26 protein-coding genes are annotated in these 24,912 nt (G+C 64.5%); 16 read left to right on the top strand and 10 right to left on the bottom strand.

Annotated features, from left to right (window positions below):
* Window positions 1-117 precede the first annotated feature (117 nt).
* The 5 genes from GGD62_RS35360 to GGD62_RS35340 all read left to right on the top strand — a co-directional run bounded on the left by GGD62_RS35360 (window position 118) and on the right by GGD62_RS35340 (window position 5,269).
* The gene (locus tag GGD62_RS35360) at window positions 118-927 is read left to right on the top strand and encodes a crotonase/enoyl-CoA hydratase family protein (RefSeq protein WP_028142148.1); all 810 of its coding nucleotides are present in this window, start codon (window positions 118-120) and stop codon (window positions 925-927) included.
* Window positions 924-2,807, top strand: coding sequence for a feruloyl-CoA synthase (locus tag GGD62_RS35355; protein WP_183713017.1), 1,884 nt, complete (start codon window positions 924-926; stop codon window positions 2,805-2,807). The genes GGD62_RS35360 and GGD62_RS35355 overlap by 4 nt, the downstream gene beginning before the upstream one ends.
* Before the next feature lie 27 nt (window positions 2,808-2,834).
* Window positions 2,835-3,596 (top strand): SDR family NAD(P)-dependent oxidoreductase, encoded by a 762-nt coding sequence (locus tag GGD62_RS35350; RefSeq protein WP_018321424.1) that lies wholly within the window; start codon window positions 2,835-2,837, stop codon window positions 3,594-3,596.
* A 12-nt stretch (window positions 3,597-3,608) separates the two neighbouring features.
* A complete protein-coding gene (locus GGD62_RS35345) occupies window positions 3,609-4,028 on the top strand; it encodes a thioesterase family protein (RefSeq protein ID WP_183713014.1) in 420 nt (139 codons plus the stop codon).
* Window positions 4,029-4,117: 89 nt separating this feature from the next.
* Complete coding sequence (locus GGD62_RS35340) at window positions 4,118-5,269, top strand: ABC transporter substrate-binding protein (RefSeq protein ID WP_018321422.1); 1,152 nt, start codon at window positions 4,118-4,120, stop codon at window positions 5,267-5,269.
* 267 nt (window positions 5,270-5,536) lie between these two features.
* On the opposite strand, the gene GGD62_RS35335 is transcribed toward GGD62_RS35340, so the two are convergent.
* Together GGD62_RS35335 and GGD62_RS35330 are read right to left on the bottom strand one after the other, a co-directional pair.
* Window positions 5,537-6,265: a glutathione S-transferase family protein gene (locus GGD62_RS35335; RefSeq protein WP_018321421.1), complete on the bottom strand. Its 729-nt coding sequence runs from the start codon at window positions 6,263-6,265 to the stop codon at window positions 5,537-5,539.
* Window positions 6,266-6,303: 38 nt separating this feature from the next.
* On the bottom strand, window positions 6,304-6,564 hold the full coding sequence (locus GGD62_RS35330) for a hypothetical protein (RefSeq protein ID WP_018321420.1): 261 nt from the start codon (window positions 6,562-6,564) through the stop codon (window positions 6,304-6,306).
* A 112-nt stretch (window positions 6,565-6,676) separates the two neighbouring features.
* On the opposite strand from GGD62_RS35330, the gene GGD62_RS35325 reads away from it, so the two are divergent.
* Window positions 6,677-7,375, top strand: coding sequence for a YafY family protein (locus GGD62_RS35325; RefSeq protein WP_026202551.1), 699 nt, complete (start codon window positions 6,677-6,679; stop codon window positions 7,373-7,375).
* Window positions 7,376-7,393: 18 nt separating this feature from the next.
* Entirely contained in the window at window positions 7,394-7,717 is a 324-nt protein-coding gene (locus GGD62_RS35320; protein ID WP_183713011.1) for a YkgJ family cysteine cluster protein, read from the top strand.
* Here the strand turns inward: GGD62_RS35320 and GGD62_RS35315 are convergent.
* Entirely contained in the window at window positions 7,714-8,112 is a 399-nt protein-coding gene (locus GGD62_RS35315; RefSeq protein WP_026202549.1) for a hypothetical protein, read from the bottom strand. The genes GGD62_RS35320 and GGD62_RS35315 overlap by 4 nt on opposite strands.
* 294 nt (window positions 8,113-8,406) lie before the next feature.
* Window positions 8,407-8,754, bottom strand: a complete 348-nt coding sequence (locus GGD62_RS35310; protein ID WP_049832502.1) for a DUF3307 domain-containing protein — start codon at window positions 8,752-8,754, stop codon at window positions 8,407-8,409.
* 404 nt (window positions 8,755-9,158) lie between these two features.
* Here GGD62_RS35310 and GGD62_RS35305 point away from each other — a divergent pair, with 404 nt between their 5' ends.
* The 4 genes from GGD62_RS35305 (at window position 9,159) to GGD62_RS35290 (ending at window position 13,127) form a co-directional block, all read left to right on the top strand.
* On the top strand, window positions 9,159-10,604 hold the full coding sequence (locus GGD62_RS35305) for a TAXI family TRAP transporter solute-binding subunit (RefSeq protein ID WP_183713008.1): 1,446 nt from the start codon (window positions 9,159-9,161) through the stop codon (window positions 10,602-10,604).
* Window positions 10,605-10,843: 239 nt separating this feature from the next.
* Window positions 10,844-11,062 carry a hypothetical protein gene (locus tag GGD62_RS35300; RefSeq protein ID WP_018321417.1) on the top strand — a complete coding sequence of 73 codons (219 nt, stop codon included), beginning with the start codon at window positions 10,844-10,846 and terminating at the stop codon, window positions 11,060-11,062.
* Between the two features lie 161 nt (window positions 11,063-11,223).
* Window positions 11,224-12,330, top strand: coding sequence for a cyclic nucleotide-gated ion channel (locus GGD62_RS35295; RefSeq protein WP_018321416.1), 1,107 nt, complete (start codon window positions 11,224-11,226; stop codon window positions 12,328-12,330).
* An 11-nt stretch (window positions 12,331-12,341) separates the two neighbouring features.
* Entirely contained in the window at window positions 12,342-13,127 is a 786-nt protein-coding gene (locus tag GGD62_RS35290; protein ID WP_179737982.1) for an enoyl-CoA hydratase/isomerase family protein, read from the top strand.
* A gap of 207 nt (window positions 13,128-13,334) precedes the next feature.
* Here the strand turns inward: GGD62_RS35290 and GGD62_RS35285 are convergent, their stop codons facing one another.
* Window positions 13,335-13,916 carry a glutathione S-transferase family protein gene (locus tag GGD62_RS35285; protein WP_312014322.1) on the bottom strand — a complete coding sequence of 194 codons (582 nt, stop codon included), beginning with the start codon at window positions 13,914-13,916 and terminating at the stop codon, window positions 13,335-13,337.
* Window positions 13,917-14,034: 118 nt separating this feature from the next.
* Between GGD62_RS35285 and GGD62_RS35280 the strand changes: the two genes are divergently transcribed.
* A complete protein-coding gene (locus tag GGD62_RS35280) occupies window positions 14,035-15,015 on the top strand; it encodes a YafY family protein (protein ID WP_183713005.1) in 981 nt (326 codons plus the stop codon).
* Between the two features lie 138 nt (window positions 15,016-15,153).
* Window positions 15,154-15,402 (top strand): hypothetical protein, encoded by a 249-nt coding sequence (locus GGD62_RS35275; protein ID WP_026202545.1) that lies wholly within the window; start codon window positions 15,154-15,156, stop codon window positions 15,400-15,402.
* A gap of 56 nt (window positions 15,403-15,458) precedes the next feature.
* On the opposite strand, the gene GGD62_RS35270 is transcribed toward GGD62_RS35275, so the two are convergent.
* The 3 genes from GGD62_RS35270 to GGD62_RS35260 all read right to left on the bottom strand — a co-directional run bounded on the left by GGD62_RS35270 (window position 15,459) and on the right by GGD62_RS35260 (window position 18,393).
* A complete protein-coding gene (locus GGD62_RS35270) occupies window positions 15,459-16,406 on the bottom strand; it encodes a fatty acid desaturase (protein ID WP_183713002.1) in 948 nt (315 codons plus the stop codon).
* Window positions 16,407-16,422: 16 nt separating this feature from the next.
* On the bottom strand, window positions 16,423-17,433 hold the full coding sequence (locus GGD62_RS35265; RefSeq protein ID WP_183712999.1) for an alpha/beta fold hydrolase: 1,011 nt from the start codon (window positions 17,431-17,433) through the stop codon (window positions 16,423-16,425).
* A gap of 156 nt (window positions 17,434-17,589) precedes the next feature.
* Window positions 17,590-18,393, bottom strand: coding sequence for an MBL fold metallo-hydrolase (locus GGD62_RS35260; protein WP_183238125.1), 804 nt, complete (start codon window positions 18,391-18,393; stop codon window positions 17,590-17,592).
* 173 nt (window positions 18,394-18,566) lie between these two features.
* Here GGD62_RS35260 and GGD62_RS35255 point away from each other — a divergent pair, with 173 nt between their 5' ends.
* Together GGD62_RS35255 and GGD62_RS35250 are read left to right on the top strand one after the other, a co-directional pair.
* Complete coding sequence (locus tag GGD62_RS35255; protein ID WP_183238124.1) at window positions 18,567-19,769, top strand: MFS transporter; 1,203 nt, start codon at window positions 18,567-18,569, stop codon at window positions 19,767-19,769.
* A 426-nt stretch (window positions 19,770-20,195) separates the two neighbouring features.
* The gene (locus GGD62_RS35250; protein ID WP_246783508.1) at window positions 20,196-20,915 is read left to right on the top strand and encodes an AraC family transcriptional regulator; all 720 of its coding nucleotides are present in this window, start codon (window positions 20,196-20,198) and stop codon (window positions 20,913-20,915) included.
* A 37-nt stretch (window positions 20,916-20,952) separates the two neighbouring features.
* Here GGD62_RS35250 and GGD62_RS35245 read toward each other — a convergent pair whose 3' ends face one another.
* Window positions 20,953-22,563, bottom strand: coding sequence for an acyl-CoA synthetase (locus tag GGD62_RS35245; RefSeq protein WP_183712996.1), 1,611 nt, complete (start codon window positions 22,561-22,563; stop codon window positions 20,953-20,955).
* Window positions 22,564-22,679: 116 nt separating this feature from the next.
* On the bottom strand, window positions 22,680-23,447 hold the full coding sequence (locus GGD62_RS35240) for a FadR/GntR family transcriptional regulator (RefSeq protein ID WP_049815037.1): 768 nt from the start codon (window positions 23,445-23,447) through the stop codon (window positions 22,680-22,682).
* Window positions 23,448-23,612: 165 nt separating this feature from the next.
* Between GGD62_RS35240 and GGD62_RS35235 the strand changes: the two genes are divergently transcribed.
* A complete protein-coding gene (locus tag GGD62_RS35235; RefSeq protein ID WP_091955879.1) occupies window positions 23,613-24,818 on the top strand; it encodes an ABC transporter substrate-binding protein in 1,206 nt (401 codons plus the stop codon).
* Window positions 24,819-24,912 lie beyond the last annotated feature (94 nt).

The following is a 24,912-nucleotide window of genomic DNA, read 5'->3' as shown; positions in this document are numbered from 1 at the left end:
GGACGACATCGAATGTGGGGAAGGATTTTGCTCCTAACCGGTTAACTCCACGAGTCAGCCCCTCCTTGACTCGCCCAAAATTCGTTATACAACATAACTATTCTGACAAGGACGCAAATGACACAGGGAAACGCCGAGACCGCTGACGCGGGTGCCTCCGGGCTACTCCGGATCGAGAGGGCGGACCGGGTTCTGACCGTGGGTCTGAACCGGCCGGCCAAGCGCAACGCGCTCAACGATGGCATCATCCTGGAAATCGGCGAGTGTTTTGCGTCCCTGCCCGAGGATATCGGCGCGGTCGTCATTCACGGCATTGGCGATCATTTCTCCAGCGGCCTCGACCTCTCCGAGCTTACCGAGCATGACGCGACCGGCGGCCTGCTCCATTCCCAGATGTGGCACCGGGTGTTCGACCGCATCCAGTACAGCCGCGTCCCCGTGATCGCGGCGCTGAAGGGCGCCGTGATCGGCGGCGGGCTGGAGCTTGCCTGCTCGGCGCATATCCGCGTCGCCGAGCCCTCGACCTATTTCGCGCTTCCGGAGGGCCAGCGCGGCATCTTCGTCGGCGGCGGCGGCTCGGTGCGTCTGCCGCGATTGATCGGCGTCGCCCGGATGATGGACATGATGCTGACGGGCCGCGTCTACAGCGCGACCGAAGGCGCCTCCTACGGCTTCGCGCAATATGTCACGGAGGCCGGCAACGGGCTCGGCAAGGCGATGGAGCTTGCGACCAAGGTCGCCTCCAACGCCCCGCTGACGAATTTCGCCGTGCTCCAGGCGCTGCCGATGATCGCGGAGGCCAATCCGCAGACCGGCCTGCTGATGGAATCGCTGATGGCGACCGTCGCGCAGAGCGACAAAGAGGCAAAGCGCCGGATCCGCGAATTCCTCGAACACAAGACCGCAAAGGTAAAGCCCAAGTCATGAGCGCGCAGCCGTCCTCTTCCAGCATGGAGCGCGGCGCGAGCACTTTCCCGCTGCGGCCCATTTCGTTCGGCGATCCCGTCGTCGACATCGAACGCCGCGACGACGGCACGATCTACCTCAGGCCGAAGCAGCCGCTCGGCGACTATCCGGTTCGCCTCACCGACCGCCTGCATCACTGGGCCAACACCACGCCGGACCGCGTCTTCATGGCCGAGCGCGAAGGCGGCCGTGGCTGGCGCAAGATCACTTACGCCGAGCTGCTCGTTGCCAGCCGGCACATCGCATCCGGCCTGATCGCGCGCGGCCTGTCGGCGGAGCGGCCGGTTGTCATCCTCTCCGGCAATTCGATCGACCACGCCTTGCTCGCGTTCGGCGCGTTCTACGCCGGCATCCCGTTCTGCCCGGTGTCGCCGGCCTATTCGCTGGTGTCGAAAGATTACGGCAAGCTGTCCTATCTGATGAAGCTGCTGACGCCCGGCCTCGTCTTCGCCGAGGACGCCGACAAATTCGCCGATGCGCTTGCCGCCAACGTCTCGCTCGGCACCGAGATCGCCGCGTCCTACGGCCAGGTGCCGGGCCGCGACGTCACCACACTCGCCGACCTCATGGCGACGCCGATCCGCAGCGATCTCGACGAGGTCCACGGCAAGATCGGCCCCGACACGATCGCGAAATTCCTGCTGACCTCGGGCTCGACCGGCAATCCCAAGGCCGTCATCAACACCCAGCGCATGATCTGCGCCAACCAGGTGATGTTGCGCGAGACGCTCGCCTTCCTCAAGGACGAGCCGCCCGTCATCATCGACTGGCTGCCCTGGAATCACACCTTCGGCGGCAACCACAATATCGGCCTGACGCTCTACAATGGCGGCTCGATGTATCTGGACGCCGGCAAGCCGATGCCCGGCGGCATCGAGGAGACCGTGCGCAATCTCCAGGAGATTTCTCCGACGGTCTATTTCAACGTGCCCAAGGGCTATGAATCGCTGCTGCCCTATTTGCGTGACGATCAGGGCCTGCGCGCAAAGTTCTTCGACCGACTGCATGCGATGTTCTTCTCCGGCGCCGCGCTGTCGCCATTCATCTGGGACAGCCTCGACGAGCTCGCGGTGAAGGAAAAAGGCTATCGGGTGCCGATGCTGACCGGGCTCGGTGCGACCGAGACCGCGCCGTTCTTCATGTCGGTCAATCCGCGCACCAGCCGCTCCGGCCATGTCGGTCTGCCCGTGTCAGGCAACGACGCCAAGCTGGTGCCGAACAACGGCAAGCTGGAAGTGCGCGCCAAGGGGCCGAATGTGATGCCCGGCTACTGGCGTCAGCCCGACATCAGCGCGAAATCCTTCGACGAGGAAGGATTTTACAAGATGGGGGATGCGCTCAAGCCCGCCGATCCCGATGATCTCAACGCCGGCTTCGATTTCGACGGCCGTGTCGGTGAAGACTTCAAGCTCGCCAGCGGCACGTGGGTCAGCGTCGGCCCGCTGCGCGCGCGCCTCACGGCGGCCTGCGCCCCGCTGGTGCGCGACGTCGTTATTGCCGGCATCAATCGCGACGAGGTCTCGGCGCTGGTTGTGCTCGACCTCGACGGTTGCCGGCTGATCAATCCGACGCTGCCGACCGACGATCTCGTCGTCGCGACACGCGACCGGCTGGTGCGCGAGGCGTTTCGCGAGCGCCTGGCCGGTTTCCTCAGCCAAGCCACGGGTTCCTCGACCCGGATCACGCGCGCGATCCTGATGGACGCGCCGCTCTCGATCGACAAGGGCGAAGTCACCGACAAGGGCTCGATCAACCAGCGCGCCGTGCTCGAGCACCGCACCGAATTGATCGAGGAGCTCTACGCTGCCAATCCGTCGGACCGTGTGATATCGGTCGGCTAACCCGGACATAAGCTACAGGAGAACGCCATGTTGTTGAAAGATCAGGCAGCCATCGTCACCGGCGGCGCATCGGGACTGGGCGCTGCCACCGCGCGAAAACTGGCGGCGCAGGGCGCCAAGGTCGCAGTGTGCGATCTCAACGCCAAGCTCGCGGAGACTGTCGCCGCCGAGATCAAGGGCGTGGCAATCACTTGCGACGTCTCCGATGCCGCTTCCGCTGAGGCTGCGATCGCGCAGGCGACCAAGGCTCTTGGCGCGCCGCGCGTGCTGGTTAATTGCGCCGGCATCGGCGTGGCCAAGCGCGTGGTCGGCCGCGACGGCCCGATGGCGCTCGCCGATTTCGACAAGGTGATCAAGGTCAATCTGATCGGCACCTTCAACATGCTGCGCCTGGCCGCGACCGAGATGTCCAAGCTGGAGCCGCAGGCGACCGGCGAGCGCGGCGTCATCATCAACACCGCCTCCGTTGCCGCTTATGACGGCCAGATCGGGCAATCAGCCTATTCGGCTTCCAAGGGCGGCATCGTCGGCATGACGCTGCCGATCGCGCGCGAGCTGGCGCAGTTCGGCATCCGCGTGCTGACCATCGCGCCCGGCCTGTTCCTGACCCCGCTGCTCGCGAACCTGCCGCAGGAAGCCCAGGACTCGCTCGCGGCCGCGATCCCCTTCCCGCGCCGGCTCGGCCACGCCGACGAATTCGCCGCGCTCGCGCTGCATATGGTCGAGAACTCCTACCTGAACGGCGAAGTGGTGCGCCTCGACGGCTCGCTGCGCATGGCGCCGAAATAGGGCGCGCGACACATGTTCGTGAACCGGCGCGACGTACAGATCCAGTGGGGCGATTGCGACCCCGCCAACATCGTCGACTACCCGCGCTATTTCGCGATGTTCGACGATTCGACCTCGACCCTGTTCGAGGTCGCCGGATTCTCCAAGCAGGATCTGGTCCGCAAATACGGCCTGGTGGGAATCCCCATGGTCGACACGCGATCCAAGTTCTACATCCCCTCGACCTATGGCGACTGGATCACCATCGAGACGAAGATCGAGAGCATCAGGCGCTCGAGCTTCGAGGTGAAGCACAACGTCTACAAGGGTGACGCGCTGGCGATCGAGGGTTTTGAGACCCGCGTCCTCGTCGGTCGCGATCCCGTTAACCCCGACAAGCTGAAATCGGCACCGTTCCCGGCGGAAATGGTAGCCAAATTCACGGGGAGTTAAGTCCGGAGCTAATCGCCGCATCGCCAAAAGAGGGGGCTGAATTACCCCCCGATTTCTGCTTTCAAAGAAACACGTAACGGGAGGAATAGATGAAACGCTTTTACCTGACCGCCGCCATCACCGCGGCGACGCTTGCCCTGCCGGCGCTGCCCGCGCTGGCCCAGACCAGCGAAATCACCATCGGCATCACCACCACCACGACCGGCCCCGGCGCCGCGCTGGGCATTCCCGAGCGCAACGCGCTGGAATTCGTGCCGAAGGAAATCGGCGGCGTGCCGCTGAAGGTGATCGTGCTCGACGACGGCGGCGATCCCACCACCGCAACCACCAACGCCCGCCGCTTCGTGACCGAATCCAAGGCCGACATCATCATGGGCTCGGCGCTGACGCCGCCGACGATCGCGGTCTCCAACGTCGCCAATGAAGCCGGCATTCCGCATTTCGGCCTGGCACCGTTCCCGATCACGCCCGAGCGCATGAAGTGGTCGGTGGCGATGCCGCAGCCGATCCCGATCGTGGGCAAGGTGCTGTACGAGCACATGAAGAGCAAGGGCGTGAAGACGCTCGGCTATATCGGCTATTCCGACTCCTATGGCGACCTCTGGTTCAACGATTTGAAAGCCCAGGCCGTGCCGATGGGCATGACCATCGTCGACGAGGAGCGCTTCGCCCGTCCCGATACGTCGGTGACCGGACAGGTCCTGAAGCTCGTTGCCGCCAATCCCGACGCGATCCTGGTCGGCGCGTCAGGCACCGCGGCCGCGCTGCCGCAGACCGAGCTGCGCGAACGCGGCTATCAGGGCCTGATCTACCAGACCCACGGCGCGGCCAGCATGGATTTCATCCGCATCGCCGGCAAGGCGGCGGAGGGCGTGCTGATGGCCTCCGGTCCCGTCATGGATCCCGAGGACCAGCCGGACAGCGCGCTCACCAAGAAGCCGGGCCTTGCGCTCAACTCGGCCTATGAAGCCAAGTACGGCCCGAACAGCCGCAGCCAGTTCGCCGGCCATTCCTACGACGCGTTTGAGATCCTCAAGCGCATCATTCCCGCTGCGCTGAAAACCGCAAAGCCCGGCACGCCGGAATTCCGCGAGGCGATTCGCCAGGCGTTGCTGTCGGAGAAGGAGCTGGCGGCGAGCCAGGGCGTCTACAACTTCACCGAAAAGGACCGTTACGGCCTCGACGACCGCTCGCGCATCCTGCTGACGGTGAAGAACGGCAAGTACTCGCTGGTGAAATAGACGCGGCGAAAGTTGAGAGACGACGAGAGCCGGCCCAATGGGCCGGCTCTTTTTGTTTTGGCCTGTAGAAACGAACTGTTTCCACCGTGTCGCTGCGCTCCCTCTCCCGCTTGCGGGGGAGGGTTGGGGTGGGGGTGCCTCCGCGTTGGGACTGTCTCCGAATTTCCGAGGAAATCCCCCAGAGGAGAGAGCCCCCACCCGGCGCTTCGCGCCGACCTCCCCCGCAAGCGGGAGAGGTTGCACCGAGCCCGCGGATACGCCGCGGCCCTAAGCCGCCTGCCGCAGCGGGGTCCAGGCGAACTCCGGATAGTAATTGTCCATCATGCGATCGACATAGGCGGTGAGGTTCGGAAAACCCTCGGCGCGCTCGCGCAGGGCCGATTCGAAGAACGGCGAGAGGATGCCGGCGAGCATACCGAAGGCGGTGGCGTCGACGCCGCAGGGCTTGTTGCCCATCAGATAGGACTTGTCGCCGAGCTGCACCGAGAGCGCGAACAGCGAGCGCACGGCGAGCTCGACATCGTCATCCGGCCCATGGCGGCCGAGCCCAGAGAGCAGATAGTTCTCGGCGACGCGGAATTGCGCATCCTCGCGCAGTTTCTCGCGGTTGTGCTCCGGCGCGCCGTCGAAGAAATGCGCGGGACCCTTGGCGAAATTCACCGGATCGACCCAGCGCGCCCCGACCAGCCCCCAGTAGATGTGGTGCTCGATCATGCGCTCGAACGCCCAGGCCTGCGCACGCTCGGTGAGCGACAGCCCGGCATCGAAATCGAAGCCGTAGCGGCGCTCGATATGGGCGCGAATGAAGGTGGAATCGGCCACCGCCTCGCCGCCGTCGTCGATGAAGGGCAACTGCCCCTTCGGCGAGGCCGGCGGCATCGCCCGCTCCTTCCGGTAGGGCAGTCCCGCCATCTTGAGCTGCACTTCCGTCTTGGTGACGAAGGGGCTGATTTCCGGCAGGCCGAAGCCGGTGCCAAATCCGTAGAGCGTGATCATGAAAGCTTCTCCTGAACCACCGAAAAAGTTGACGGAACCTAGTGCCGGGCTGCTGCCACCATGGTGGCAGCAGCCGTGATATCTTCTGCGAAACGGGCCCCCCGCCAGGCACGGCCCATCACATGGCGGACCAGCGCGTCCGCGGCCTGGATCAGCGGGCGTGCCACCACGCTTGCGAGGGCAAACCGGAGGTCGACGGCCATGAGATCGAGCGAAACGAGGCGACCGAACGCCGACGCGGACCACGCCTGTGCCCGCAACATCGGAATAGCCGGGCCGAAATGGGTCGGAATGATCATGGACAAATCCTCTTCAGTCGATGTGTTGTCCCGGTATAGAACCCCCCTGCTGCCAACATCCTGTCAGCAGCCGCGCGCCGCTTTCTGAAAAGACCACAACAAGAGACCCGTCATGAGACGCGCCGACCGGCTGTTTCAAATCATCCAGGTGCTGAGGCGCACGCGTAAGCCGCTGACGGCGGACGCCATCGCGGCCGAGCTCGAGACCTCGAAGCGCACGATCTATCGCGACATCGCAACGCTGATCGGCCAGCGCGTGCCGATCCGCGGTGAAGCCGGCATGGGCTACATCCTGGAAAAGGGATTTGATCTTCCGCCGCTGATGCTGACGCCCGACGAGATCGAGGCGGCGGTGCTGGGCGCACAGTGGGTCGCCGGCCATGCCGATTCGGCACTGGCGCGCGCGGCCGAGGATCTGATGGCCAAGATCGCGGACACCGTGCCCGAGCGGCTGCGTCCGTTCGTGCTGGAGCCCGCGAGCCGGGCACGGCCGAGCTGGAACAGGGAGCCGGACCGCCTGGACATGGTGCGCACGCGCACCCAGATCCATGAAGGCAAGAAGATCATGCTGCGCTATCGCGACGAGCAGGGCCGCGCCAGCGAGCGCATGATCTGGCCGATCTCGGTCGGCTATCTCGAAGCCGTGCGCCTGCTGGCAGCCTGGTGCGAGCTACGCGGCGACTTCCGCAGCTTCCGCACCGACCGCGTGGTCGACGCCAACTATCTCGACGAGAGATATCCGGAGCGGCGCGACGTGCTGCGCGCGAGATGGCGGCAGAGCCTGGTCTGGGGCCCGCCCAAAGACACCTGACAAGGACATTTGAGGACGATGGAAGAGAGTTCCCCCGTCGATCTGTCGAGCTGTTGCCAGAGTTGCGGCGCCTGCTGCGGCTATTCGGCCAACTGGCCGCGCTTCTCGATCGAGAGCGAAGAAGAGCTTGCCGCGATTCCGGAGGCGCTGGTCAACGACCGCCAATCCGGCATGCGTTGCCAGGGCGACCGCTGCTCAGCCTTGCAGGGGGATATTGGAAGAGCGACCGCGTGCGGCATCTATGCGGTACGGCCGGAGGTGTGTCGTACCTGCATGCCGGGCGACGCCGAATGCGCGATGGCGCGGCGGAAGTTCGGGCTTCCGGCTATCGAAGCTAGTTAGGCCGGAACGGCTTCGCCGATTTCGTCGTCGATCTCGTCGTCCAGCGGTGCGAGCACCGAGAGCGGCTTGGTCGACAGCGTGATCGGCTTGCGCCCGCCCGACAGCGACGGCGAGGATTTCGCCGTGCCTTCGCGCGACAGCGCATAGAGCGTCGAGCCGACGCGACCGCCGTTTTCGATCAGGTCGCGCTCGTTGCAGCTCGCTGCGATCGCGACCGCCAGCGAGTGCAGATGGCTGCGGCGATAGCAGAACAGCGCCAGCCTGGCGCGCGCGTCAGGGGAAACACTCTCAACCAGCCTCGGCAGGCCACTCTCGCTAGCGCGATACATCTCGCCAAGGAGCTCGTCGCGAACCGGGCAGAAATCGCTTTCAAAAGTATCGCGGCTTGAAAACATTGCAGTTCTCCCTCGTGTGCGGAAGATGCAGCGCAATTCTCTAATGAAAGGTTAACCACGCTACCCGGTAGTCACCCGGGGTGCTTGCGCGCTCGCGGCGAATCGGAAGGTGGCGGTGGGACCGGGAATTACCGCGCTGGCTGGAGAACGGGCGGCAGCGGCGTCATGGCCGGGCTTGTCCCGGCCATCCACGAACGGCCAAGACGCAGGAAGAACGTGGATGCCCGGGACAAGCCCGGGCATGACGACCTTTAGTGCCGATGAAGGCTTGCCCACTCAGAGGGCCGTCAGCCCTCAGTTCGCCGCCATGAAGATGGACAGACCGAAGCCGGTGAGATGGTGCAGCGCCTGGTCGACGCCGATCAGGGTCCAGAACCAGGGATGTGCAAGGTCGACGCCGAAATTGGCCGAGACGAACCCCTTGGCGCGGTCGATGGTGATGTGGATCACGAAGTCGATGAAGGCGACGAACCAGAATTTCGGCGCGACGATCAGGATCAACGGTAGCGCAACCGCAAGGTGAATCAGGCAATGCACCAGCAGCGGCAGGGCCCAGCCGTGCTTCTGGTCCTTGCCGTGCGCCATCCAGGCGGTCTGAAGAACGAAATCGGCGATGATGTGCTTGAAGGTGAGCAGCAGCATCCAGCCAATGAGCGCTTCGACCGGAACCGCCGATGACATGGATGGAAACGACAAAGCCGACGCCCTCATTGAGGTGACAAGAAAAATTGGAGCGTTCAGCGCAACTTCTTCTTGGACCGGTCAAATCGCCGGGACCTTCGATTTATGACATCTCCCGCGGCGGAATGCAGCCGGGGGGAACCGGAAAATCGCCAAGTGTGGCTAACTGGTGATAGGATGACCTTTCGCCGCGGCCACGTCGAGTAAGGTTACCCTCGGCTCGAAATTTGCTTTCCGGTCCCGGCGCGTTATCATTGCCGGCACAGAATATCATTCTTTTTTCAGATGTTTAGGAATTGCAGGGCGCCCGCCGCGATCACGTCCGCGAGCCGCCCGTGACCTGGGAATAAGGCCAGAGTGCTGCCATGAGTACTGAAGGCCCCACCACATCCCCGATCGAGCCGCCGCCGCGGCGCCCGAAGGTGATCAAGACCAATCAGCAACAGGTCTTCCTCTACGTCGTGCTGACCCTGCTGCTGTCGCTCGCCACCGTCTGGGGCGGCCGTGCCATGCTGCACAATTCGGAGACGCTGACCTTTGCCGTCGGCGCTCCCAACAGCGACGAGGCGCTGTTCGCGGCCAAGCTTGCTGCCGTGCTTAAGACCAACGCCTCGCGCTTCCGGATCAAGATCGTCAACAACGCAGACAATGCCAAGGCGCTCGCGCAGTTCGACCGCAAGCAGGCCGATCTGGCCGTGCTGCGCACCGACGCCAAGGTGCCACTGCGGGCGCGCACGCTCGCGATCCTCGAGCACGATCTCGTGCTTCTGCTCGGTCCCGGCAACAAGAAGATCAAGTCGATCGCCGAGCTGAAGAAAAAGAAGGTCGCCGTTCTCGCCGAGAACGAATCCTCCCTCGCCTTCGTCCGCAGCATCCTCGATATCCCCGACGGTCCGGACGCGGCCAAGATCCAGATGGCGCCGCAGGGCACGACGCTCGACAAGCTGTTCGCGCCGTCAAACGGCTTTGGCGCGGTGATCGCCATCGTTCATGCCTCCAGGGCAGTGCGCGACAAGGCCTATGAGCAGGTCGCCAAGCGTGGCGGCTTCACGCTCAACGCGATCGACGAGGCCAAGGCGCTGGCGCGCAAGCTCCCGGGCATTTCCAGCGAGACGCTGACGGCGGGCACGCTGTCGACGTCGCCGCAAATCCCCGATGACGATCTCGACACGATCGGGCTCGAATGGCTGCTGGTCACGCAATCCAGGATGTCGCCATCCACGGCGGGCGAGCTGGCGCGCACCATCTACGAGAACAAGTCCGCGCTCGGGCTCGACAACGGCTTTGCCAGCAGGATCGAGCCGGCCTCCGTCGAGAAGGACGCCTTTGTGATGGCGCACCAGGGGGCGGCCGATTACATCAATGACGACACCAAGTCGTTCATGGATAAGTACAGCGACTTGATGTATCTGGGCGCCGCCGCGCTCAGCGTCATCGGCTCGATCTTCGCGGCGATCTACGCCAAGATCACCCGGATCGCGCCGGAGAAGGCCAGCGAGCTCTCCACCGCCATCCTCGACATCGGCGAGCGGATCGAGCACGCCCACTCTCTGGATCAGCTCGAATGTCTCCAGGACGAACTGGAGGGCATTTTACGCGGGGCGGTCATCGGGCTCAGAGACGGCTCGATCAGTACCGACGGGCTCGACACCTTCAAGCTCGGCTACGAATTCGTCCGCGACGAGATCGGCATGCGTCGCGACTATCTGAAACGCCATGCCGGCGAAACCGAGAAGACGGTGCAGGACGGCGGCCCTGCCCAGCACGACGACAGCAATGTCGTGGTGGTGAAGACCGCCCAGAGTGCCTGACGGCCGCCCGATTGGGCCGCCCATCAATCTCTTGTCCCAGCAAGCCGCAATGCCGAAGGCGTTGCGGCGCCGAGCCGGGACCCAGGAACCGCAGCTTGCGCTGCTGGATGGGCCCCGGCTCTGCAGCGCATCACTCGGTGCTGCGCTGCGGGGCACAAGAGGGAGATCGTGACGGCCGGCCGTCTGGAACCCAGCCCACCTGCAACCGTTGGTTCGCGACTACAACCGGAGACCGCAGCATGCGTGCACTCCTCATCATCCTCCTTCTGGGAATGCTGGCGGCGGCCGGCTACTTCGCTTATTCCGCAATGGCGGTCGAAGGTGAGCCGATCCCGACGGAAGGCTATGTGGCGCTGGCACTGGGCGCGGGGTTTTCCGTCATTGTCGGCGTCGGGTTGATGGTGCTGCTGTTCTTCAGCAGCCGCCGTGGCTACGACGAGCCGCCGCATTTCAGGTAAGTGCATTCCGCCAACCATGGCGGCACGGACCGGCCGCCCGGCGCAGCAGTGCCGATCACGCCGCCTGCCTGTCGTTGACGGCCCCCGCCCAGGCGGGCACTTTGACGCCGGCGTCCCGCCGGGACCCGAGGACTTGTCTCAAGACCGAGCCGCCTGCCCGCATGTCCAAGCCGCTGATTTCCGCTCTGGCCCAGTTCGCGGCCGCCACGGCCGGCCGCAACATGACCAAGGCGGCCTATGTGGCTGTGACCGTCGGCGTGCTCAGCATGGTCCTGCTGTCGGACAAGCGCGCCCAGGAGGCGCATGGCTGGATCAACACCCTGCTATGGACCTGCCTCGCCTATTTCGTGTTCGAATGGCTGGTGCGGCTGCGCCACATGACGCAGCAGGGGCGGCTCTCGCTGTACATGTCCTCCTCCGCCGGGCTGGTCGACGCGATCGGGGCGCTGGCGGTGCCGGTCGCGCTTCTCCTCGGTGCCGAGCCGAAGACGGCCTGGCTGCTCAGCGTGCTCTGGGTGTTGAAGGTGGTCCCCGGCATCCCCGGCCTTCGGCAGCTTCGCCGCGTGCTGGTGCTGGAATCGGGCCCGCTGCTCAGCGTGCTCGTGATCTTCCTGATGGTGGTCTTCCTCGCCTCCGTCGCCGAATATTTCCTGGAGCGGGACGTGCAGCCGCAGACTTTTGGCAGCGTCCCCGCTGCGCTGTGGTGGGCCGTCGTCACACTTACGACCACCGGCTACGGCGACGTCGTGCCGGTTACGCCGCTCGGCCGCATCGTGGCGGCCGCGGTGATGATCTCCGGCCTCGGCGTGTTCGGCCTCTGGACCGGTATTTTGGCGACCGGATTTGCCGCCGAGACGCGGCGCGACAATTTCCTCAAGACCTGGGAATCCGTCAGCAAGGTACCGTTCTTCGCGGCGCTCGGCCCCGCCGCGATTGCCGACGTTACCCACATGCTGCGGACCATGGAGCTGCCGGCGCGCACCATGATCATCCGCAAGGGCGCGCAGGGTGACTGCATGTATTTCATCGCCGCCGGCGAGGTCGAGGTCGAGCTGCCCGGCAAGAAGGTGCAGCTCGGCGAAGGCGCCTTCTTCGGCGAGATGGCGCTGCTCGGCAACAACATGCGCGGCGCCAACGTCTCGACCACGAAAGTGTCGCGGCTTCTGGTGCTCGACCTCGTCGACTTCCGCGTGTTGATGGCGCGACATCCAGATCTCGCCGAGACCATTGACGCCGAGGCGAAACGACGCGCACTCGAAAACAGGTAAAAGGAGACAAGATGTCGGACATCACCGACGCAGCCACCGGCCCCGTGCTCGAACGCGACGGCGCACGCGCCACCATCCGCCTCAATCGGCCGAAGCATCTCAACCGGCTCCAAGCCGAAGACCTCGACGAGCTCGTCAGACTGTTCGATCTGGTCGAAGCCGATCCAGCCATCCGTGTGCTGGTGCTGACCGGCACCGGACGCGCCTTCTCGGCAGGCTATGACCTCAATTCGGTCGCCGAGCGCGCCGTCAGCGCCAACGAGCAGCAGAGCGCGGGCTCTGCATTTGAGCTGGTCGTCAACCGGCTGGAGGATCTGGGCGTGCCGACGATCTGCCGGCTCAACGGCGGCGTCTATGGCGGCTCGACCGACCTCGCGCTCGCCTGCGATTTCCGCATCGGCGTCGACACCGCCGAGATGTTCATGCCGGCAGCGCGGCTCGGGCTGCATTATTACAGGAGCGGCATCAAACGCTACGTCACCCGGCTTGGCGTCGACAACGCGAAGAAGCTGTTCCTGACGGCGCAGAAGATCAGCGCGCCGGAGATGCTGCGCATCGGCTATCTCACCGCGATGGTACCGGTGGAATTCCTCGACGAGGAGGTCGACAAGCTCGCCGGAATCCTCGCCGGCAACGCGCCGCAGGCGATGCGCGGCATGAAGCGCGCGATCAACGAATTCGCCCGCGGCGAGCTCGATGACCGCGCCGCCGACCAGCGCCACCGCGACAGCATGCGCGGCGACGAGATCAAGGAAGGCATCAAGGCGTTCGCGGAGAAGCGAGCGCCGAGGTTTTGAGGGGATTGGTCAGGGAGTACGAGCGCGCGGCAAGCGCAACTGTCGTCCCGGACAAGCGAAGCGCAGATCCGGGAGCCATAACCACAGGGAGTGGTTATGGAGCAAAGCTGATCACTCCGGGTCTTCGCAAAATATCTCCCTGTGGTTATGGGTCCCGGGTTCGCGCTACGCGCGCCCCGGGACGACAGTGGAGATTGAGGCGCTTGCTCAGCCTCCAACCGCCTTCGCATGCAGCGCCGCCATCTCGTCGTCCGCCGCATTGATGCGCTGGAACGCAGGCCGCGCGGTCATGCGCTCGGCATAGCGGACGAAGACGTCCTTCTTCGGCACGATGCCGAACATCATGGTCCAGCTGAACGCCACGCCCCACAACACGTCGGCAGCCGTCATCCGCTCGCCAAGCAAATAGGGCCCCTTCGACAGCTGCGCTTCGAGCGCACCTAACATGGTGTCGTAGTCGGCATAGGGCGACTGCGTGATCGGCGCCGGCTCGCGCTGCATGAACTTGTCGATCAGCGCCGGCTCGAAAGATGAGCCGTAATAGGCGATCCAGCGCAGATAAGGACCGCGCAGCGGATCGTTCAGCGCGGGCGTCAAACCGGCCTGCGGGAAGAGATCGGCGAGATGGATGGTGATCGCGACCTGCTCGGTCACCAGGGCATCGCCGTGGCGGATCGCCGGGACCTTGCCGAGCGGATTGATGGCGAGATAAGCGGGCTGACGCTGCTCGCCGGCCTTCATGTTGAGGACGTGCAGATCGTAGGGGGCACCCAGCTCCTCCAGCAGCACCCGACAGCGTGATGCGGTTCGGATCGGTCATGGCAGGTCTCCATCGGGCCAGCGGGCGGTGGCGCAGCTTGTAGCGGGCCATACCTGACATCCTGTGTCAGGTATGGTTTAAGCAATCATGCGCGCGAGCCGAATGTTGTCGATCCTCACCACCCTCCAGGCCAGGGGGCAAGTCACCGCGCCCGAGCTCGCGGAGGCCTGCGAGGTCTCGGTCCGCACGATCTATCGCGACATCGACGCGCTCGCGGCATCAGGCGTTCCCGTTTACGCCGACCGTGGCGCGGAGGGCGGCTATCGGCTGCTCGACGGCTATCGCGTGCGGCTGAACGGCCTGTCGCAGAGCGAGGCCGAGACGCTGTTCCTGGCGGGCTTACCGGGCCCGGCGGCGGCGCTCGGGCTGGATGCGGCAATGATCGCCGCGCAGAACAAGCTGATGGCGGCGCTGCCCGTCCATCTGCGCCAGGACGCCAGCCGGATGCAGGAACGCTTTCATCTGGACGCGCCGGGCTGGTTCGGCGAGGCCGAAGAGCCGAAGCATCTGCGCACGATTGCCGGCGCGGTGCTGCGCGGGACACTGATCAAGATCCGCTACCAGAGCTGGCGCGCGGAAAAGCAGCGTCGCCTCGCGCCGCTAGGTCTCGTGCTGAAGGGCGGGAGCTGGTATTTCGCCGGCGAGGTCGACGCCAGCGTGCGCACCTATCGCGTCGCGCGCGTGCTCGACTGCACAGCGCTCGACGACGGCTTCGATCGGCCGGCCGATTTCGATCTCGCCGCCTATTGGCAGGCCGCGACGCTGCGTCTCGAGGCCGAGATGCATCCCAATGTCGCGATCGTCCGGTTGTCGCCGTTCGGCGTCAAGCTGCTCGATGCGCTGAGCCAGCCCTACATCAAGGCGCGTACGGAGATTGAAGAGACCAGCGATGCAGACGGCTGGCGCATTGCGCGCGTGCCTGTCGGCAAGACGTCCTGGCACGCCGCGGCCGAATTGTTGCGGCTCGGCCCCGAGGCCGAGGTGCTGGAGCCCGCCGACCTCCGCGACAAGATGGCGGAGTTGACGCAGGCGATGGCCGCGCGCTATCGCACGGCGCGGAAAACATAAGGCCGGCATATCTCGCCGCAGCCCACGAAACACTCCTGAAACACGATTCTCCTCCTCACGGGTGAACGCATTCGCGTCTCGGCCCGACCGAGATGCAGGGACACAACAACGGCCTTAGCGCCACACTGGAGAATGAAGATGTTTCGTAAGCTTGCTCTCGGTCTGATCGCCGCCGGTTCGCTCGGCGTTGCCGCTCTCGCGCCCACCGCCGCCTCGGCTGGCGGTTTCCACCATCACCATTGGGGTCATGGCTGGGGTCCGGGCTGGGGCTTCGGCGGCGTCTACGTCAACACTGGCGTCAGCAACTGCTACCAGGAGCGCCTCGTTCAGACCCGTCACGGCATGCGCGTCCGCATCGTGAACGTCTGCGCGTACGGGATCTACTGATATCCCGCCTTCCAAACAAAGCTCCGGTCGCGCCGCGGCCGGAGTTTTGCGTTGAGTTAGCCGGCCTGCCGCTGCCGGCGAAACCAGGCCCAGGTTTCGCGCGTCGTCTGGATGTAGCCGCGGCCGCGATAAACGATCTCACCGTCGACGATCTCGTTCAGCTTCGGCAGCGCGTGAAACGGGATCGAGGGATAGGCGTGGTGCTCGACATGGTAGGGCATGTTCCACGCGAACCATTTGACCAACGCAGCGGTGTAGGTGGTACGGGTGTTCTGAAAAGCGCTGCGGGTCCGCTCGCAGCCGGTGTGCTCGGCATAGAGATAGGGCCGCAGGAAGAACTGCCCGATGACGAGCGGGACGATCCAGACCCAGAGCAGCAGCGCTGATGAGAACCCCAGCGAGAGCGCGAGCAGCAGGACATAGACCGCGACATAGGCACGCGCCTCTCTCACGATGACGGCGCGTTTGTTTTCGGGGATCCAGGGCACGGTGACCTTTCCGGTGACCGCATGGCCAAGCATCAGCCGGAGACGACCGGCGACCTGGAGCAGGCCGCTATAGGCGAGCGCGAGCTGCGTGTCGGATGTCGGTTTCAAGCCGACGATCAGCTCGGGATCCTTGTCCGGATCCTGGGTGTAGCGGTGATGGTCCCAGTGAAACAGGCAGTAATATTCGTAAGGCAATCCGATGAGGAAGGCCGAGAGATAACCGACGACGAGGTTGAGGCTGCGGCTTTTGAACGCGGTCTTGTGCGCGGTCTCGTGCACCGCCATGAACAGGAAGGCGACGACATAGCCCTGCACCGCCATCAGCGGCAGCGCCCAGAGCACGCCCCACGTCGACGAGATCTTCCAGATCAGCGCGCCCACCAGCATGATCACGCCGTAATGGCCAAGGCTCTGCGCCGCGCCTCTGAGATTGGAGCGGACCGACAATTCGCGCAGCAGGGCCGGCGTCAGCGGCTTCAGGCGGTGGCCGGACTCTGAAACGGTCGCGTCGGTCATGATCAAAATGCCTGCCTTACTTGCCGAGAAGCGCCGCGACCTCGGCCTTGAGAAAAGCCTGGTCGCGCGGATTGCCAACGGGATTGCCGGCGCGATGGCCATGCAGCGACGGGATCGGATGCAGCACGGCCGATTTCGCGTTGACCAGCCGGCCGAGCTCATCCTCGTTGTCGCGGACGTCGAAATAGCGGTCGGTCGCGCCCGGCATCAGCAGCATGTGCGCCTTGATCGCCGCCAGTGCGCGATTGAGATCGCCGCCGAATGCCTCACAGCGGCTGATGTCGCCCCGCTGCCAGATGCCGACCTGCGCCAAGAGATCGTTGGCGTCGCGCCGGGCGAACGTCGCGTCCCAGACGCGGACGAGATAATCTTCCAGCGAGGTGAAGCCGGCCTCGCGCCAGAGCTCGTCGCGATAGAAGCCGTGCGACATCGCCCAGCCGGCATAGACCCGCCCCATGGCGCGATAGCCGGCGACGGGTTTCTCGGCGAAGCGGCCGTCGCGGAAGGCGGGATCTGCGGTGAGCGCGGCCTTCACACTTTCCAGGAAAACGTAATTGTAGGGCGCGCAGCGGGCACTGCCGCAGACCACGGCTGCACGCTCGACCATGTCGGGGTGCAGCGCCGCCCAGTGATAGGCCTGCATGCCGCCCATCGACCACCCATAGACGAGGGCCAGCTTTGAAATGCCGAAGCGCTCGGCGAGCAGCCGGTGCTGGACCGCAATCGCATCGTGATAGGTCACCGCGGGGAACGGCGCTGCGCTATTCGACGGCGAGGACGACAGGCCGTTGCCGAACAGGTTCGGGATGATGATGAAGTAGCGCGCGGGATCGAGCACGCCGTCGGGCCCGATCAGCCACTCGGTGTCAAAATGCTGCGCGCTGAACGAGGTCGGATAGAGGATGACGTTGTTCTTTGCAGCGCTCAGCGTGCCATAGGTCTTGTAGGCAAGCTTCAGCGAAGGAAAAACGGTCCCGGACTGGAGGACAACGTCGCCAGCCTCGAAGATCTCGTAGTGCGCCGTCATGAACCGAACTCCGTTTACGCGGCCGCACAGCGCCGCGGCTTCCACGATGCATCGATCATGCCGGGCTCGCAGCTGCGTCATGGCAGCAGATTTAATAACTGTACTTATAGTACAGTTATTCGAGGCCGGCAAGATAAATCAAATCCGCTCGCCGGCTCAGCTGATGGCCGCGATGTAGCGCTCCACCGACGCCGCAAAGGCGGCCTTGGCGCCGCCAGCGATGTTGCGGCCCCACCAGGCGCCATAGATGCGATCGAAGGCAAGCGGCTCGACAGCGGCCGCAATCCGCCGCACCGCGGCGGCGTTGAGCGGCATGTAGTTGGGGTAGGAATACATGAAGCTGACGAAGCGGCGGTCCATCGTCACCTGGGCGATGTCGCCGGCGAGCAGCGCGCCCCTGCCCTCGGCACCGCGTTGCCAATGCAGCATGGTGGCGCCGGCGAAATGACCGCCGGTGCGTAGCAGCAGCACATCGTCTGAGATGCGGTGGCTCTCGCCGGTCCAGTGCACGATCGAGGGATGCGGCCGCGTGACGAAAGCGCGATCGTCGGCATGCAGATAGACCGGCACGCCGCCAAAGGTATCGCTCCAGTCGGCGACCGCGCCGTAGTAATGCGGATGCGAGATCGCGATCGCCTTCAGTCCGCCGAGCGCTGCGACGTATTCGATGGCCTCATCGGTTGCGAGCGGAATGCAATCCCACATCACGCAGCCGTCGCCCTGAGGCACCAGCAGCGCGCGCTGTCCGATGGCGAAGCTCGGCTCCAGGGCGATCCCGGTGAGGCCAAGATCGTCGCGTCCCACCAGTCGGTGCCCCCGCGCGAGCTCCTCGCGCGTGAGAAAGGTCTGCCCTTTCCAGTTCACGAACTGCCGCTCGTCCTCGCAGATCACGCAGGAGGCGGGCGGATTTCCGCCGTTCGGGAATTGCGCACCGCAGGTTTCGCAGGTCCAGAGAGGCATGACCAGAGCTCCGTGGGAAGATCGCAGGATGACATTGCGACCGCGCTTTCGGCAAGATCGATGAGCGCAAGGACAGACTGGAACCAACGCGGCGAGCGCCCGTTACGTTCAGGTCCACGCCGGAAGGCTTGGTCAAGAGGATCGCGACACACGAAGAGCATGTTTGGGTATCGATGACATCGCGGCCTCCCTCCTCGTCCCGTATCTGGCCTCTGTTCGCGCTCAACTTCTTCATGGCCGACATGCAGTCGGGCATTGGGCCGTTCGTCGGGGTCTTCCTCCAGGAGCGCGGCTGGGCGACCGGGCTGATCGGCACCGCGATGACGATCGGCAATGTCGCGGGCATGCTGGTCACGACTCCGATCGGCGGCTTCATCGATTCCAGCCGCAACAAACGGCTATGGGTCGTCATTCCCGGCATCTGCGTCGTTCTCGCCTCCGCGATCATCCTGATCTCGCAGAACTTCTGGGCGGTGACGTTCTCGCAAGTGGCGCAATCGCTGGCGAGTGCCGCCATCGTACCGGCGGTAACGGGCATCACGCTCGGCATCGCCAAGCAGAAGGGATTCAACGCGCTGAACGGCCGCAACCAGGCGTTCAACCACGCCGGCAACATGGTCGGCGCCGCATTGTCTGGCTATCTCGGCTACAGGTTCGGCTATGTCGCCGTGTTCGTGCTGGCGGCCGTGTTCGGCGCCATCGCGATCGCCTGTGTGATGATGATCCCCGCCAAGGCGATCGACGACCGTGCCGCACGCGGCAGCAAGGAAGACGACTCCAAGGCTCCGCCGGATGCGATGACGATGCTGCTCAAGCACAAGCCGCTGCTCGTGTTGGCACTTGCGCTCGCCCTTTTCCATCTCGGCAATGCCGCCATCGTTCCGCTCTACGGACTTGCGGCGGTGGCCGAGGGACAGGCCAACGGCCCGAGCTTCGTCGCGACCACCGTGGTGATCGCGCAAGGCGTCATGATCGTGACCTCGCTGATCGCGATGAAGGCCGCGAGCAAGCGCAATTACTGGCCCGTGATCCTGGTGTCCTTCATGTTCCTGCCGATCCGCGGCGTGCTGGCCTTCTTCGTCACGGGATGGTGGGGCGTCGTACCGATGCAGGTGCTCGACGGTATCGGCACCGGCCTGCAGACGGTTGCCGTCCCCGGCATGGTCGCGCGCGCGCTGAACGGCAGCGGCCGCATCAATCTCGGCCAGGGCGCCGTGATTACGGTGCAGGGCATCGGCGCCAGCCTCAGTCCGGCGCTCGGCGGCTGGATCGCGCAATGGATCGGCTACGGGCCGACCTTCCTGCTGCTCGGCGGCTTCGGCCTCGCCTCAATGGTGCTGTGGCTGGCGTTCGGGGCGGCAGTGAAGAAGTACTGAAGCTCACCGCCACCCGAACGCCACGGCGCAAAGTGCTTTTGCACTCCACGCACACGGGGACTGCGGCACCTGGTCGCGGTCTCTGCGCGCCATTGCGAGTGGCTTATCACGCAATCGGCCGCTTTTGCCGTTGCGGGCCACCGGCCTGACGATACAACCTGCCGTAAACCGCCAACAAACCTGCCCTTCCGATCGATGATCCAGCCACAACTCTCATTCGATGGCGACCCGAATGGCCCGGCCTATGAAAGATGGCGCGAGCAGTTTTGCCGTCAGGTGGCTAACGTCGATTTCGTGCCGGTCGGCGACGGGCGTGTCCACCGGACCATAGCGCCGGCAATTCTTCCTCGTGTCAGGCTCTCGGCCTCTTTCGGCACGCCAATGTCTTTCGTGTCATTGGGCACGAACGACGAATTGATCATTACGATGTCGCCCAATTCGGCGCTGTCCGGGGCCATGGGAAGGCGCCCGCTGGAGATCGCCGCGGGCGACGTCACCATCGGCGACCCCTCGATCAAGGGCGCATGCATCACCCAGATCGAGCACGGCAATTTCCAGACCGCACTGCTGCCCCGCAAGGCGCTGCTGCGCGCGTGCCCGAATGCCGAGGATTTGATTGCACGCTCGATCCCCGGCGCCAATCCGATCACATCGATGTTCCTGCGCTATTATGATCTCGCGCATGAGTATGCCGACAAGCTCGGCCCCGCCGAGCTGGACGCGGTCTCGCAGCACCTGTTCGATCTTTCGGTGCTGATGATCGGAGCGCGCGGCGATGTCGCCGAGCAGGCTCGCATGCGCGGCCTGGCGGCAGCGCGTCTCGAAACCCTCAAGTCCGACATCCTGGCGCAGCTCGACAGCCCTGCACTGTCTCTCACCCTGCTTTCAGCCGCGCACCGGGTCAGCCCGCGCACGATCCAGCTGCTGTTCGAGCAGGCCGGCATCACCTATAGCGGCTTCGTGTTGGAGCAGCGTTTGCTGCGCGCCGAACGCCTGCTGCGAAATCCCGCCATGCGCATGCGCAAGATCATCGAGATCGCGCATCTCGCGGGCTTCCACGACGTATCCTACTTCCATCGCGCATTCCGCCGCCGCTTCGGGCAGACGCCCGACGACGTCAGGAAGCTGGCCGGCGGCGCCGGCTAGCGAACTCGATCACGACGCAGCCAATAGCCGCCCGGCCTTACGCGCCAAAATTCTTCTGGATCGCCTTGTCGAGCGTCTCGCCGCCGACGAAGCGCTGGCGCAGCTCGCGCTTGAGCAGCTTGCCGCTCGGATTCTTCGGCAAGGCATCCACGAAGATGACGCGCTTGGGCACCTTGAAATGCGCCATCTGGCCGGCGCAGTGCTTGATGACGGCGTCCTCGTCCAGCTTTTCGCCGCTCTTGACCACGACGATGGCGGTGACCGCCTCGATCCAGCGCGGATCGGGCAGGCCGACGACGGCGACCTCGGAAACCGCCGGGATACGATACACCATCTCCTCGACCTCGCGGCTGGCGACGTTCTCGCCGCCGGTCTTGATCATGTCCTTGACGCGGTCGACCACCGTGATGTGGCCCTCTTCGTCGACGGTGGCGAGGTCGCCGGAGTGAAACCAGCCGCCGGCAAACGCTGCCGCAGTCTTCACGGGATCGTTGTAATAGCCGGACAACAGATGCGGCGAACGGTGCACGATCTCGCCGACCTCGCCGACCTCAACGTCTTCCATCGACGTGTTGACGACGCGCGTCTCGACATTGAGCACCGGCTTGCCCGCCGAGCCTGCCTTGCGCAGCTGGTCCTCCGGCCGCAGCACGGTCGCGAGCGGCGCGATCTCGGTCTGGCCGTAGAAGTTCCAGAATCTTACGGCGGGCAGGCGGCGCTGAAGCTCGAGCAAAACTTCCACCGGCATGATCGAGGCGCCGTAATAGCCCTTCTGCAGGGACGACAGGTCCGACTTGTCGAAATTCGGCGAGCGCAGCATCGCGATCCAGATCGTCGGCGGCGCGAAGAAGGAGGTAATCTTGTGGGCCTGGATCAGGGCCAGGATGTTGTCGGCGGTCGGCTTGCCCGTGATGACGCCGGAGGCGCCGAGATAGATCTGTGGCCCGAGGAACACGTCCAACTGGGCGCAGTGATACAGCGGCAGCGCGTGCAGGAACTTGTCGTCCACGCTCATGCCGCCGTCGATGATACAGCTGACATACTGCCACATCACCGCTTCGTGGGTCAGCATCGCACCCTTGGGCAGCGATTCGGTGCCTGAGGTGTAGACGATCTGCGCGAGATCGCGGCTATCGACCGAGGCATCCAGGAACGAGCCCTCGGAATGAAGCAGATCGTCGAAGGTGGTGAGGCCCGCCGGCGCCGACGCGGGATCCTCGCCCGGCAGCCAGATCATTTTTTCGACCGCACAGTCTTTCGCGCTGGCGGCCTTCGCCGGCTCGACGAAATCGGGACCGGTCGCGAGTAACTTTGCGCCGGAGCTTTTCAGGATGAAATTGATCTCGTCCGGATTGAGCATGAAGTTGATCGGCACCAGAACCGCGCCAATCCGCGCCACTGCGAAGCGCAGCGCGGCGAAGGCGTGCGAATTGCGCGACAGCACCGCGAGGCGGTCGCCCTTCTTCACGCCGAGCCCGAGCAGACCGCGGCCGAGCCGGTTGCAGATCGCGTCCATCTCGGCAAAGGTCCAGCTCACATCCCCGCAACTCACCGCGAGCTTGTTCGGTTCGCGCCCTGCCGAGCGGCGCAGGAGATCGCCGATGGAATGTTCGCGTGCCTTCGCGATGGTGGCTGCGGTCTCGCTCATGTGTCCCTCCGGGTGATGTCTTTGTTTGTTGGATTTCTTGTTTGAGATCTTGCGTCTTCTCTTTTGCGCATGATCTTGCCGGAAAACCGCTTCACACTTTTCCGGATCATGCGCCGCTATCTTCGCCGGGCCGCCTGCGCGTGCTCCATGTACATGTGCTCGACCGAGCGATCGAGCGAAGCAATCTTCTCGAAGCCGCGGCGCCAGTCCTGCAAATGCCGGCGTGTCCAAAGCACGCCGGCCTCGCGGTCGCGGTCGCGGATCGCGTCGATGAGATGGCGGTGCGCCGCGACGAGACGCGGACCGCCTTCGGCGACACCGGTCACGATCATCTCGGTGGTCGGATAGAACAATTGCGCCGCGGGCTCGCGCGCGAGCTGGAGCACGCGGTTCTGCGAGGCTTTTGCGACCAGCACGTGGAATTCGGCGTCGCATTCGGCCAGCATCGCGGGATCGCCGACCACGGCCTCGCTGCGCAGCAGATTGGCGTCGAGCTCGGCGAGGTTCTCGTCCGTCGCGCGCTCCACGGCGCCCTCGATGCTGGCGACCTCCAGCGTCATCGAGGCTTCATAGAGCTCGCGGAAGGTGACCTCATGCAGCACCAGCGCGCGGCTGAGACGGCTTGCGAGCTTGCTGTAGCGCGGCAGGCAGGCGTGCAGGCGGCGCGAGGAATCGCGCCGGATCAGCCCGCCCTCCTCCAGCACACGAATGCCTTCGCGAATGGTCGAGCGATTGACGCCGAACTGGCGGACTAGGTCGTGCTCGGTGCCGATGGGATCGCCGGGCTTGATTCGGCCATTGACGATCTCGCGTTCGATGGCGTCGGCGACCTTCTGATAGGCCGGCGCGACATCGATCGGTCGGAACAGCGGCGCGATGGGCAAACCGGCCTCCAATGGCGATTGTCGGACAAACTATAGGCGCTGACGTCAGGTGCGTCAAACTACATCATTCATAACATCCGCGGAGGAAATTGACTCCGCCGGAACCCGGCTCTAGCTTTGTCGGACAAAGGGACAGAGTAGCCCCGCTCAAGAGGAAACGTATCCATGAGACCCATCGCAGCACTCGTGTCTGCGGCCGGCTTGCTGTCGGCTGCCCTGATCACCCCTGCCTCGGCCCAGCAGGCGCCGCTCAAGATCGGCGTGCTCTCCGACTTCTCCTCCGTCTATTCCGACATCGGCGGCATGGGGAATGTCGAGGCGACCAAAATGGCGATCGAGGATTTCGGCGGTCAGATGTTCGGCAAGCCGATCGACATGGTCTCGGCCGACGTGCTCAACAAGCCCGACGTCGCCTCCACCATCGCCCGCAAATGGTGGGAGACCGAAGGCGTCGACATGATCATCGACCTGCCGACGTCGGCGACCGCGCTCGCGGTGATGGAGTTGTCGAAGCAGTACGAGAAGATCATGATCGTGACGGATGCGGCCAGCTCCGACATCACGGGAAAATCCTGCTCGCCCTACACCGCGCACTGGACCTACGACACCTATGCCAACGCGCACACCGTCGGCAGCGCCATCGTCAAGAACGGCGGCGACACCTGGTTCTTCCTCACCGCCGACTACGTATTCGGCCATTCGGTCGAGCGCGACACCGGCGATGTCGTGAAGGCCGCGGGCGGCAAGGTGCTGGGCAGCGTCAAGCATCCGCTCAATACCGCCGATTTCTCCTCGTTCCTGCTCCAGGCCCAGGCTTCCAAGGCCAAGATCATCGGGCTCGCCAATGGCGGCGGCGACACCATCAACGCGATCAAGCAGGCCGGCGAGTTCGGCATCGTCGCCGGCGGCCAGAACCTGGCCGCGATCGTGATGTTCATCTCCGACGTGCACAGCCTGGGCTTGAAGCTCGCGCAAGGCCTGATCATCACCGAGGCCTATTACTGGGATCTCAACGACAAGACCCGTGCCTTCGGCAAGCGCTTCCTCGAGCGCGTCAAGCGCATGCCGACGATGAACCAGGCGGCGACCTACAGCGCGACGCTGCATTACCTCAAGGCGGTGCAGGCCGCCGGCACCAGGGACACCAAGACGGTGATGGCGAAGATGCGCGAGCTGCCGGTGAAGGACGCCTTCACCGACAACGGCGTGCTGCGCGAGGACGGCCGCATGGTGCACAGCATGTATCTGTTCCAGGTGAAGAAGCCGGAGGAATCGAAGGGGCCGTGGGATTACTACAAGCTGCTCGCCGAGGTGCCCGCCGATCAGGCGTTTCGGCCCCTGAAGGATGGCGGTTGCCCGCTGGTGAAGTGAAGCGGCCTGGATCGCGGATGGTCATCTGTTCAGCAAGCCTCGCTCGTCCGCTTGGGCAATCTGTGCGGACGAGCGGCGACGATGGCGCGCCGCC

Origin of the sequence: Bradyrhizobium sp. ERR14 (genome assembly GCF_014198235.1) — a bacterium.
Lineage (GTDB): Bacteria > Pseudomonadota > Alphaproteobacteria > Rhizobiales > Xanthobacteraceae > Bradyrhizobium.
This window is presented reverse-complemented; position numbering and strand designations above follow the sequence as displayed.